The organism is Micrococcus sp. R8502A1, from assembly GCF_006704135.1.
Lineage (GTDB): Bacteria > Actinomycetota > Actinomycetes > Actinomycetales > Micrococcaceae > Micrococcus > Micrococcus luteus.
The window spans coordinates 1-11,807 of record NZ_VIGS01000027.1; the positions used below are offsets into that span (position 1 = coordinate 1).

The following is an 11,807-nucleotide window of genomic DNA, read 5'->3' on the forward strand; positions in this document are numbered from 1 at the left end:
AACACGGACTACGATATTTACCGCCGTCTCTTGGGCTGGGAATTGTTTAAAAGGCCGCACCCGACAGGAGACCCGATGCCCTCCCCCCTCGACCTCGCCCGCCAGGCCAAGCACCGCCTGTTCCTCCTCCGCCGGGCCCGGGAGGTGGTCCGGCAGGCCGCCGCCGTCCGCGGCTCGGAGCGGTTCGCCCGCGAGTACGCCCTCGCCTCGGCCGGGTTCGACCTGCCGGAGCTGCCGGCGATGTCCGGCCCGTGCGCCGTCGCGATGGTCCGCGACGAGGCGGACGTGATCGAGCGCTCCGTGCGCCACCTCGCGGACCAGGGGATCCCGCACATCGTCGTCGTGGACAACGGGTCGAAGGACGCGACGCCGGACATCCTGCGTCGGCTGGCCGGGGAGATCCCGGGGCTCGTCGTCGGCGCGGACCGGGAGCCGGCCTACGTGCAGTCCGCCAAGATGACCCGGCTGGCCGACCTGGCATCGGCCGCCGGCGCCACGTGGGTGGTCCCGTTCGATGCGGACGAGCTCTGGTTCGGCGCCGAGGGCACGCTCGCCGAGGCCCTGGCCGCCGCCGACGCACCCGTGCTGCGCGCCGTCATGCACAACGCGTTCCCGGCGGCGGACGGTTCCGGCCCGTTGCTGGACACGACCGCACACTTCAACGTCAAGGTCGCGTTCCGCCCGCGCCCCGGGGCCGTCGTCGAGATGGGCAACCATGAGGTCCTGCGTCCGGGCGTCCGCGCGGAGGGCCTGCGGATCCTGCACCTGCCGTGGCGCTCCTTCGAGCAGTTCGCCCGCAAGAGCCGCACCGGCGCGCAGGCGATCGCGCTCGCCGACACCTCCGAGGACAAGGCGTACCACTGGCGCCGGCTCGGGGCCCTCGACGACGACGCCCTGCGCGCCGCCTGGGAGGCCCTCCTGGCCGGGCAGCCGCTCACGGACGCGGCCTGGTACCCGCGCGGCACGCTGCGCCCGCTGCGCGCGGACGCCCCGACCCGCTGGGACGAGGTCTGAGCCTCAGCGCGTCTCGGGCGGCCGCCGGGCCTCCCACGCGGAGCGGACCATGTCCTCGACCGTGTGGCGGTTCTCCCACCCGAGGTCGCGCGCGGCCAGGGAGCCGTCCGCCACGATGCGTGCGGGGTCCCCGGGACGGCGCGGCTCCACGACCGGGTCGACGTCGCGGCCGGTGACCCGGCCGACGGCCTCCATGATCTGCCGGACCGAGGTGCCCTCCCCGGAGCCGAGGTTGTAGACCGGGGCCAGGGCTCGGTCCCCCGCGAGCGCCCGGGCGGCGGCCACGTGGGCTCGGGCGACGTCGGCCACATGGACGTAGTCCCGCACACACGTGCCGTCCGGCGTGGGGTGGTCGGCGCCGAACAGGCGCGGGCGCTCGCCGCGGTCCAGGGCGCGGAACACGAGCGGGAAGAGGTTGTGGGGGCTCGTGTCGGACAGCGCCGGATCCGCGGAGCCGACCACGTTGAAGTAGCGCAGGCTCGTGTGCCGGAGTCCCGTGGCCCGGCCCTGGTCCGCGAGCAGCCACTCCCCGATCAGCTTGCTCTCCCCGTAGGGGGACTCCGGGGCGGTCGCCGTCGCCTCCGTGACGCGCTCCACGTCCGGGGTGCCGTACACGGCCGCTGAGGACGAGAAGACGACGGCGGGGACCCCGGCCCGCTCCATCGCCTCGAGCACGCCCAGGGTGCCGCGCACGTTCACGCGGTAGGTGTGCAGCGGCTCGCGGACGGACTCGCCCGCGAACTTGTACCCGGCCACGTGCACAACGCCGGCGGCGCCCACGCGCGTCAGGAACGCCGCCACCTGCCCGACGTCGCCGACGTCGGCCCGGAGCAGGGGCACGTCGGCGGGCACGAAGTCCGCGAACCCGATCGAGAGGTCGTCGACGACGGCCACGTCCATGCCCGCCCCCTGCAGGGCGCGCACCACGTGGGCGCCGATGTACCCGGCCCCTCCGGTCACCACCCAGGTCATGCCGCGGTCCCGCCGCCGGAGCCGGGACGTCGGCTGCGGAGGAGGGCCGGGCGGCGGTAGCGTGCCATGCCCTCGAGCGCCCCGACGTGGGCACCGACGGTGTACGCCCAGGCGAGGACCCGCCCGCGGTCGCGTCGAAGGAACGGCCACATCGGCATGTGTCGCGAAATCGCGAAGACCGACGCCTTCACGCTGGGGCCGCTCATTCCCCGGTCTCGGTACCGCGTCCACAGATACATGCGACCACGCTGTTGGTTTCGTTGCTGCTGGAAAATCGCGACAGGAGTCGTCCGAAGGCGGTAGTACACGACCGCACCGGCAGCCTGAACGACGGCGAAACCAGCTTCCTGAGCCCGCCAGACGAAGTCGGTCTCCTCCGACCCACCGGGATATGCGGGATCCATGCCACCGAGTTCGAGGTAGTCATCTCGACGGATGGCAAAGTTGTTGCCCGTGACCGTCGCAAGGTAGCCGGCGAATCCGTCGGAGACCGTCTCTATTCGAGGGGAGTCCTCGGTGTCGTGGAGATCTTGTGCCGGGTCAATCCGATAGGCCGCCAAGACGTCCACGTCATTGAATCGACTGTGCTCCAGGACGCCGCGGGCGACCAGCTGAGGCCCCGAGGTGACGGCCCGGTAGAGCTCACCCACCCAACGATCGCCGACAAAGTCATCGGCGTCGCAGAACAACAGCACATGGCCTCGGGCCAGACGTGCCCCGACATTTCTCGCGTGCGATGCGCTGGGGACACCGGATGCGTCGACAACCCGGACCTGGAACGGTGCCGGGTGAGAGAGGGCGATCTGCACGGTCCGGTCGTAGCTGCCGTTGTCGGCCACGACGACCTCGAAGAGCGGGGCATCACACTGGGCGGCGAGAGAATCGAGCTGCTCGGCGATCCACCCCTCAGCATTGCGGGCCGGGATGACCACGCTGGCCGCGAGGACCTCTTCGCTGTTCTCCCGGGCTCCTGCCGCGTCCGCCTGTGGGAACGGAGACGAATCAGCTCGCCTGTAGCCCAGCCCGATCTGCGGTTGGGGGCCGCGTCTCATCCACCGGTACTCCACACGACCCGCCGCAGCTCCCGCCGCGGTCAGCGCGCGAAGCCGCACCCCGTCCCAGTCCGGAGTCTTGCAGCCGAGGGTCATCAGAGCAGCGCTGGCCCCCGTTCGTGCAAATTCCACCCACGGGTTGGGGAAATGGGACTGCCGCCCGAGCTCGTATCGAGTGGTGACGAGGCTGTGAGCCTTGGCCGATCGCCGAGCCAGGCGGGTCCGGAACCGCATGTCCCACTTGCCTCGGTAAGCGATCCGGACGGCTGCGGCCTCGTCCACGCGGATGCCCTTGAGGTGCGCTCGCACGGCGAAGTCGTTGTCCTCATAGACGGCTCCCAGGGAGTGATCGAATCCACCGACCCGTTCGAACACCTCCCGCGTCACACCGAAGTCTCCCCCCATCAGCACGGGAAACGCGTTCCGGAGATCCCCTGGCACCGGCGCATGCCATTCATCGCTGTCATCGAAGGCGCGCCGGGCGCCTTCGACGCCCTCGCGCATCTGCTCATCGGTCATGAACGGTGCGCCGCCGGACCAGAGGTCCGAGGATTCGAAGGCCCGAGCGCCGTTGCGCACCCACCACCGGGACACCACATCGTCGGCGTCGGCGAACATGAGGAGATCCGCGTGAGCATGCGCCGCCCCCACATTTCGTGCGAATCCCGGGCCTTGGTGCTCGGGTGCGCTCACCAGACGCAATGGGTATGAGACCTCCCGAGCCAGCCGGTGGACCACGGAGGCAGTTCCGTCGGTGGAGGCGTTGTCCACGACGACGACCTCGTAGGAAGGAGCTCCGCTCTGGGCATCCAGGGCCTCCAACTGCAGAGGGAGGAAGCGCTCTGCGTTGAACGCGGGGATGATCACGCTGATTTCTGGCAGCGCGCTTGTCTGGCTCACATCTCGATCCTATCCCGGTAGGGTGCCCGGTAGACACGCACTCACCGAGCGTTGAAGGGACGTCGAAGTCGCGTATGAAAGGCATCATCCTCGCCGGCGGCACCGGCTCCCGCCTGCATCCCATCACCCATGCCATCTCGAAGCAGCTCGTGCCCGTCTACGACAAGCCGATGATCTACTACCCGCTGTCCACGCTCATCCTGGCCGGAATCAGCGACATTCTGGTGATCACCACCCCGCACGACGCGGAACAGTTCCAGCGGCTCCTGGGCGACGGCTCCCAGTTCGGGATCTCGCTCAGCTACGTCCAGCAGCCCTCCCCCGACGGCCTGGCACAGGCGTTCATCCTGGGAGAGGACCACATCGGCGACGAGCATGTCGCGCTCGTCTTGGGGGACAACATCTTCTACGGCCCCGGCATGGGCCAGCAGCTGCGCCGTCACGCCCAGGTCGACGGTGCCACCGTGTTCGGCTACTGGGTGGTGGACCCCAGCGCCTACGGCGTGGTGGAGTTCGACGACGCCGGCAAGGCCATCTCACTGGAGGAGAAGCCCGCGGAGCCGAAGAGCAACTATGCGGTGCCCGGGCTGTACTTCTACGACAACGACGTCGTCGAGATCGCGAAGAACCTCAAGCCGTCGGCGCGCGGCGAGCTGGAGATCACCGACGTGAACCGCACCTATCTGGAACGCGGCACCCTCAACGTGGAGGTCCTCCCCCGGGGCACCGCATGGCTGGACACCGGCACGTTCCACGACCTGAACGACGCCTCCAACTTCATCCGCACCATCGAGTCACGGCAGGGCCTCAAGGTCGGCGCGCCCGAGGAGGTCGCCTGGCGCCAGGGCCTGCTCACCGACGACGAACTCCGAGAGCGGGCCGAGCCGCTCGTGAAGTCGGGGTACGGACGGTACCTCCTGGAGCTGCTGGAGTCCGGGCGGTGAGCGCGCAGGACCGGGCCGGGCGGGGCCGGCCGGAGACCGCTCCCGAGCCGTCCGGCGGCGAGGGCGTCCGGCACGTCGTCTTCGCCTGCCGCTGCACGTCCCAGGCCGGGGGCATCACGACGGTCGTCGACGAGCTGGCGGCCGAGTTCGTGCGGCGGGGCCTGACGGTCTCCTACCTGTCGATCCACCCGCCCGCCAAAGAGCCGCGCGTCCCTGGGCCGGTGTTCGAGGTCGACCGGCTCCGGCACTGGACCGGGGACCATCCCCTGGCAGCGGACCATCCGGGACCGCTAGGGGCGAAGCTGGCGGTCAAGACGGCTCTCACCCCGCTCTGGCGGCGGTGGCGGGCCCGGCGCCTGCGCCGGCACCTCGCGCGATTCGGCGGGGACACAGCGATCGTCTTCGCGAACCCCGACACGCTGACCTGTCTCAGCGAGGCCGGCCACGTCCGGCCCGAGGCGGACGCCCCGTTCCTCGTGGCCCACGTCCACACCAGTCCGGAGGGCCTGGAACGGCTGGGTTGGGACGTCCCCTTCCCGGCCCTCGACGCGGTCGATGCCGTGGTGGCCCTCCACCCGTCCTACATGCAGCCGATCGCCGACACGCAGGGCGTGCCCGTGGGCGCCATCGCGAACCCGAGCGGCACCGTGCCCGCGGCCGCGCCGCGGACGGACGCGGACGGGAGGAGGCGGATCGTCTCGTTCGGACGTCTGTCCGCCGAGAAGCGCGTCGACCTGACTATCCGGGCGTTCGACGCCCTCGCGGCGGACGTGCCCGACGTCGTGCTCGAGATTTGGGGCACCGGGGACCAGGAGGAGTCCCTGGCCCGCCTGGCCGACGAGGCGGCCCACCGGGACCGCATCCGCTTCTGCGGCTGGTCCGACGACCCAGCGGCCGTGTTCACTGGCGCGACGCTTCACCTCGTCGCTTCCGACTTCGAGGGTCTCTCGATGTCGGCGGTCGAGGCGCTGCGTTGTGGCGTCCCGACGGCGGGGCGCCCCGTCTCGGCCGGGCTCGCCGAGCTCCTGGACCGGTGCGGGCTCGCCCTGCCGAGCGCCGAGCCCGCCGAGATGGCGGAGGCCCTCCGGGCCCTCCTGGACAGCCCGGACCGGCTCGCCGGGCTCGTCGAGGCCTGCGGGCGCGTCGGCTCGGACTTCGAGCCTTCGATCGTCGCGGACATGTGGCTCGATCTCCTCACCGCGCGGGACATCGCCGCCATCCCCCACGCCCGCCCCCGCGCGGCGGCCGCGGCATCGTGAGCGATAGCCGTACCAACTACCACGTACGCATCCGCGCACGGGCGGCACCCACTCCAACGCACCCGGCATGCGCCGCGTCGAAGTACGACCGTCTGCGTCAGGGGCCGGACGCCAGCGAACGGGACACGTCTGTGAGAGTGGCGATTCGCTCCCGCATCGCTTCATAGCCGCGTCCGGTGAGGTGGACTCCGTCACGACGGAGCATGCCCGGCGACGAGAGGGCCTCGGCCGGATCCCACCATTCGGCCCCGGCGGCGTCTGGCAGCCCATCGAACTGCCCTGCCGCCTACGTGTCATACGCCGGACGGCGAGGCTCGACGATGCCTGCTTCCTGGGCCAAGGTGCGAATGCCCACTTGCCCTACGACCCACAGGAGGGCCACGACCAGCAATCCGTTGAGGACCGCAGAGGCCAACACTAGCTAGGCCCTGGGCCCGTACCTCGCGTTCGTACGGCCCGCCCCGGGTCCGGGCCGTCCCCCGCTTACGGGTGTGCCACCTCGCCCAACAGGCCACGGATCCGCCGCCCGAACTCCACTTCGGAGAACCGCTCGGCGTGTGCCTGCATCGCCGCCCGGTCCCAGTCATGCACCAACAGACGTTCCACTCCGTCGGCCACCGCATCCACCGTCGGCTCCTCCACGAATACCCTGTTGACGCCCTCCACGATGGTGCCCAGGTAGCCACCGGCCCGCAGGGCCACGGTGGGCACACCCCAGGCGCTGGCCTCCAATGGGGTGATGCCGAGGTCCACATGGCTCACGGCCAGCAGCGCGGTCACGTGCGCGTACGCCCAGCGCAGCTGCGCGTCGGTGATGTCCTGGGCGAAGACCGCCTCCGAGCCGGCCAGGGCCTTGATTCGGGCCTCCTCCGGGCCCTTGCCGATCTCCAGGAGCCGCTGGCCGATGCGCTGAGCGGCCGCGGTCCCAGACCCGCAGCGCCGGCCGCAGCGCGCGGGCCTCCAGGCCCTTGATGCTGTTCCGGCCGTCCTCACCCGAGTAGTCCTCCAGCAGATACACCCAGCGTGCCGGCGTGTGGCTGCACACCAGTGTCGCGCCGTCGTACCGGAAGCCGTGCGCCCACCCGGAGGTGGAGACCACCGCCACCGGCTCCTCCACATGCATGAGGGCATCTGACGGCCGGTTCTCCGCAGGAGGCGGCCTGGCGTCAGGGACTACTCACCGACGACGAGCTGCGCGAGCGCGCCGAGCCGCTCGTGAAGTCGGGGTACGGACGGTACCTCCTGGAAATGCTCGAGTCCGGGCGGTGAGCGCGGCCGAGTCCACCCTGGCGGCCGCCCGATCTGCCCTTCCGTGACAAGGAGGGTCAGAGGAACTCAGGGGATTCACCGCGAGTGTCGGCCGGTCACTGCGATCAGCGGTGCCCCCACAGTTGGGGCTTGAGCCGCGGATCGATCCGGATGTGCTCGCGATACTTGAGGGTGAGGGGTTCGAACACCTGTGACCCGATGCGCGTCCAGGGCACCGGATACCCGGGATTGTCTCCGTAGACGTTGCCCGGCGCCTGGGCCAGCAGCGAACCGTAGTAGTCGAGCCGGCGCTCCACCTCTGCCAGCCACTCCGACGTCAGCGGGCTTCCCGGTCGGACGATCTTGCCGCTGAATCCGAGGAGGAGATGGAAGTTCTTGCGGACGTCCCGCCCGAGCGGGCCGTGGAAGTACGCCGCTTCGGAGGACCGTGGCACGCGATATCCGGTGACCCACGCGTCCACGTCCTCCTGCATGTCCTCGACGAGCGGTGCCCACGCGTGGTGGTGCTTCTTGATACCCGTGAACGCACCGCCGTGATGGTGCATCAGATATGCGTGGAGGTAATCCGAGCGATGGACATCCGACAGGTGCTCATAGGACGGATGGAGCGGGTGACCGTCCACCACCACCTCGTGCAAGGTGTCGGGAGTGACAAGCCGGACGTCCAGATCGTGCTGGACCTCGCGGATGGACTGCAGGCAGGCGGCGCGATTGGCAGACATGGCATTCGTCCCTGACCAGACGCACCACACCACACGGGGAATCGGCCGGTCGGGCTTCCAGGACGTGTCGCGACCCGTGAGGGCCGTGAAGTCCAGCTCATATCGGGCGGCGTCGTAGCGGGCAGGAGACACCGCCGAGCTCATCCGGTAGATGAGGTCCCGCCCCTCCGTCACCACATGTGCTCCGTGCCTTTGCGCCAGCCAGAGACGGTGCTTGAGCCGACGAGCGGAGTGGAGAATGTCCATGCGTCCTGCCTTTCGAATCCTGTCGATCACTGCGTACATCTCGCTATCGCCTGCCTCAACGTGCGTGCCCAGCCGGCAGTTCCGCGACCCGTGCACGGATGCGTCGGCCGAACTCCTCCTCGGAGAACCGCTCCGCGTGCGCCTGCATCGCTGCCCGGTCCCAGTCATGGGCCAGCAGACGTTCCACCCCCTCGGCCACCGCATCCACCGTCGGCTCCTGCACGAACACCCCGTTGATTCCTTCCACGATGGTGTCCAGGTAGCCGCCGGCGCGCAGCGCCACGGTGGGCACGCCCCACGCGCTCGCCTCGAGCGGCGTGATCCCGAAGTCCTCGTGGCTCGCGGCGATCAGTGCCGTCGCGTGCGCGTATGCCCAGCGCAGCTGCGCGTCGGTGAGGTCCTGGCCGAACACCACGTCCTCCCCCGCCATCGCCCTCAGCCGGGCCTCCTCCGGGCCCTTGCCGATCACCACGAGCGGCCGCCCCGCGCGGGCCGCTGCCTCGATGGCCACGTCCACGTGCTTGTACGGCATGAGCCGCGCGACCGACAGCAGGAAGCCGTCCTCCGCCAGCCGCTCGGCGCCGGGGATCGGCTCCTGCGGGCCATCCGTGCTCACGGAGTGCGGCGGGAACACCAGGTCCACGCCCTCGAGCCCGTAGACGTCTTCGATCCGCTTCTTCACCACCGTGGAGTTGGCCACATAGCGCGATCGACGCCGGACGGCCGCGCGGTCCCACATCTGCAGGCCCGGCCGCAGCACGCGAGCGATCCGGCCTTTGATGCTGTCCCGGCCGCCCTCGCCCAGGTAGTCGTCCAGCAGGTACACCCAGCGCGCCGGGGTGTGGCAGTAGACGAGCGTGGCGCCGTCGTACCGGAATCCGTGCGCCCAGCCGGAGGTCGAGACGACGGCGACGGACTCCTTCACGTGCATCAGTGAGGAGGCCAGGGGCAGCAGCGGCAGTGCCCTCCGCGGGTCCTTCCGCAGCACCCCCACCCGGTTCAGGGGCGAGGTGACGATGTGCGCGTCCTTGAACTCGGGGAACGTGCCCTCGGGGTCGTAGAACGTCGTGTAGATGGGCGCGTCCGGCCACATCCGGTGCAGGGCGAGCACCACCCGTTCCGCCCCGCCCTTCTGGGTGAGGTAGTCGTGGGCGATGGCGATTGTTGCGGGGGTCTGTTCCGACATCGTGTCGCCTCAGATGGCCCGTTGCGCGCGGTGGGGATGAGCCCGCCCGGCCTCGGCGGCACCCTCCACCTGGAGGGCGATGAGTCGACGGGCAAGCCCCCGGGGCAGGTGGTCCGCGACGGCGTCGATCAACGCACTGGAGCGCGTGAGCGTGGCCTCGGTGGTGCTCAACGCCACCAGGCGCACGGCAGCACCCCACGCGCCTCGCGGAGCACCGATGGTGCCGAGCGGTGCCGCCCCGTGCTTGCTCACGAACAGGTTCCGCGCGGCCGTGCCGTGCAAGGCCCGCACCGCCTTCGAGTGCGTCGTCACGGCGGCAGCGTGGTGCCGCGTCTCCAGCTCGGGGCGAATCAACACCGGGTAGCCTGCCGCGTGCAGCCGGTAGCCGTAGTCGATGTCCTCCCACCCGTACTGTCGGTAGTCCGGGTCGTAGCCGCCGATCTGCTCGTGCAGGGCACGGGGGACGGACACGTTGCCCGCCCAGTGCCGCCATTGCCGATCCGCTGGCAGCGCATACGCGTGCTCGCGGTGCAGGACGTCCTGGGCGTCACCGTAGGCACGCTGATACGGGGTGGACTCCAGGACGTTCAAGTAAAGTCCGATTGCTCCGCCAGGCCCGCCCGCGTGCGCGGCTACGTGGTCCCGGATGTAGTGAGGTCCGGGCTCGAGATCGTCGTCGGCGCGGATGAGGATGCGGCCGGACGTCGCGTCGGCACCTGCGTTGAGCGCGGCGACCCGTCCGCGGTTCTCGCCGAAGACGGTCCAGCTCAAGTCCAGGCCCGGATGATCCGCGGCCAACTGCGCGAGCTCCGCTTCCGACCCGTCCACATCCCCGTCCACGACCACGTGGACCTCGAACGGCGGGGCGTCCTCCTGCGCGGCGAGGGCGCCGATCAGGCGCGGCAGCCGCTGGGCTCCGCCCCGGCTGGGGACGATCACGCTGGCCTCGGGGGTCAGGGGCGTCTCGGTCATGTGTCCTCCGCGGGGTTCATAGGGACAGGTCATCCAGGAGCTCGGCGACGGCGGCGCGTCCGGCCTCGGGTGAGAACAGCGACTCCCAGCGGTGCCGCTGGGAGTGGGCTACCGCGCCCAGATCGACCGCGCGCACGGCCCGCAGGCAGCCCGCGAGCGCGGCGGCGTCCCGCTGCGGAAAGACGAAGGGGTGATCGCTGCCGACCACCTCGGGAACGGCCCCCGCATCGGAAGCCACCACCGGAACGCCCGCGGCCATCGCCTCGGCCGTCACCAGGCCGAAGACCTCGGCCCACTGCGACGGCACGGCCAGCACGTCCACGGAGGTCAGGAACTCGGCGGTGTCCTGCCAGCCGAGCACCCGAACGTCCTCACCGGCTGCCGTCAGGGCGGTGGCGAGCCGCTCGGCCTCGTCCTCCGCCACGAACCGGCTCTCCCCCGCGACACGGAACACGAAAGCACCCGGGTCGGTCCTCCGCAGCAGCGCGGCGGCCTCTAACAGCGTCCGGATGCCCTTGTCCTCGGACAGCCGGCCGAGGAAACCCACGGTCAGCGGCTCATCGGCATCGCGGGCCCGCCCTTCCTGCGGCGTCCTCGGACCCGGAACCCAGTTGTGGAGCACGCGGGCCCCGCGGATGCGGTTTGCCGCGAATCGGGAAGGCGCGAGGACCGCGAGCGCGCCGGGACGCGCCAGGACGGAGAACACCCGCAGAACCGGCTTCTCGGGCACCTGATGCAGGTGCACGATCCGGCGCGGCCGGCCGGCCAGCGCCGTGGCCGGCAGCAGCCCGTTGCACCAGGCGACGTCGTCCTTGCCTCGGCCACGGTCCCAGGCCCGGAGAGCGCGCAGGTACCCCAGGCGTCCGGGCCCGCCCACGCGGACCACGTCGAAGCCGTCCGCGGCCAGACAATCGGCGGTCTCGGCCGGGTGCGCCGGGGCCACGACGCCCACGTCCCGCCCGAGCTCGCGCAACGCCGTGGCGAGGTGGTGCAGCATGACCTCGCCGCCGCCCACCTCGCCCTGGTTCGCCAGGATCCAGATGCGTCCGGTCATCCCGAGGTCTTCCCCACCCGGCGCCCGAGCACCTCGAGGGTCGCCTCGGCGGTCGCCCGGGCCATCGTCTCCACATCGTCCACGCGCACCTCGCCCGGGCCCTCGACCGCGGCACGCATGACGGCGTCGGCGATGGCCGCCGGCGTGGTCTCGTGGACCAGGCGCTCGGGGGCAGGATCTCCCCGTTGCCTCCCACGTCCGTGGCGACGGCGGGCAG

General features: G+C 70.8%; 11 protein-coding genes and 1 pseudogene. 4 read left to right on the forward strand and 8 right to left on the reverse strand.

Annotated elements, in window-relative coordinates; translation table 11 throughout:
• Positions 1 to 75: 75 nt before the first annotated feature.
• Positions 76 to 1,014: a glycosyltransferase family 2 protein gene (locus tag FLM69_RS06650; protein WP_141843559.1), complete on the forward strand. Its 939-nt coding sequence runs from the start codon at positions 76 to 78 to the stop codon at positions 1,012 to 1,014.
• 3 nt (positions 1,015 to 1,017) lie between these two features.
• Here FLM69_RS06650 and galE read toward each other — a convergent pair whose 3' ends face one another.
• Entirely contained in the window at positions 1,018 to 1,986 is a 969-nt protein-coding gene (gene galE / locus FLM69_RS06655; protein WP_141843561.1) for a UDP-glucose 4-epimerase GalE, read from the reverse strand.
• The gene (locus FLM69_RS06660; protein WP_141843563.1) at positions 1,983 to 3,938 is read right to left on the reverse strand and encodes a glycosyltransferase family A protein; all 1,956 of its coding nucleotides are present in this window, start codon (positions 3,936 to 3,938) and stop codon (positions 1,983 to 1,985) included. The genes galE and FLM69_RS06660 overlap by 4 nt, the downstream gene beginning before the upstream one ends.
• Before the next feature lie 74 nt (positions 3,939 to 4,012).
• On the opposite strand from FLM69_RS06660, the gene rfbA reads away from it, so the two are divergent.
• Entirely contained in the window at positions 4,013 to 4,882 is an 870-nt protein-coding gene (gene rfbA / locus FLM69_RS06665; RefSeq protein WP_141843565.1) for a glucose-1-phosphate thymidylyltransferase RfbA, read from the forward strand.
• A complete protein-coding gene (locus FLM69_RS06670) occupies positions 4,879 to 6,141 on the forward strand; it encodes a glycosyltransferase (protein WP_141843567.1) in 1,263 nt (420 codons plus the stop codon). The genes rfbA and FLM69_RS06670 overlap by 4 nt, the downstream gene beginning before the upstream one ends.
• Positions 6,142 to 6,624: 483 nt before the next feature.
• On the opposite strand, the gene FLM69_RS06675 is transcribed toward FLM69_RS06670, so the two are convergent.
• Positions 6,625 to 7,134, reverse strand: a complete 510-nt coding sequence (locus tag FLM69_RS06675) for a glycosyltransferase (protein WP_181743491.1) — start codon at positions 7,132 to 7,134, stop codon at positions 6,625 to 6,627.
• Positions 7,135 to 7,272: 138 nt separating this feature from the next.
• On the opposite strand from FLM69_RS06675, the pseudogene FLM69_RS11555 reads away from it, so the two are divergent.
• Positions 7,273 to 7,410, forward strand: a pseudogene (locus FLM69_RS11555) (glucose-1-phosphate thymidylyltransferase); the annotation flags it as partial.
• 104 nt (positions 7,411 to 7,514) lie between these two features.
• Here the strand turns inward: FLM69_RS11555 and FLM69_RS06685 are convergent.
• Genes FLM69_RS06685 through FLM69_RS11560 form a run of 5 tightly spaced genes read right to left on the reverse strand, consistent with a single transcriptional unit; the run spans position 7,515 to position 11,709 of the window.
• Entirely contained in the window at positions 7,515 to 8,378 is an 864-nt protein-coding gene (locus tag FLM69_RS06685; RefSeq protein WP_141843570.1) for a hypothetical protein, read from the reverse strand.
• Between the two features lie 55 nt (positions 8,379 to 8,433).
• The gene (locus FLM69_RS06690) at positions 8,434 to 9,564 is read right to left on the reverse strand and encodes a glycosyltransferase (protein ID WP_141843572.1); all 1,131 of its coding nucleotides are present in this window, start codon (positions 9,562 to 9,564) and stop codon (positions 8,434 to 8,436) included.
• 9 nt (positions 9,565 to 9,573) lie between these two features.
• Complete coding sequence (locus FLM69_RS06695) at positions 9,574 to 10,536, reverse strand: glycosyltransferase family 2 protein (RefSeq protein WP_141843573.1); 963 nt, start codon at positions 10,534 to 10,536, stop codon at positions 9,574 to 9,576.
• A gap of 16 nt (positions 10,537 to 10,552) precedes the next feature.
• Positions 10,553 to 11,590 (reverse strand): glycosyltransferase family 4 protein, encoded by a 1,038-nt coding sequence (locus FLM69_RS06700; RefSeq protein WP_141843575.1) that lies wholly within the window; start codon positions 11,588 to 11,590, stop codon positions 10,553 to 10,555.
• A complete protein-coding gene (locus FLM69_RS11560; RefSeq protein ID WP_255502746.1) occupies positions 11,587 to 11,709 on the reverse strand; it encodes a hypothetical protein in 123 nt (40 codons plus the stop codon). Before FLM69_RS11560 ends, FLM69_RS06700 begins: the two co-directional genes overlap by 4 nt.
• Between the last annotated feature and the right edge of the window lie 98 nt (positions 11,710 to 11,807).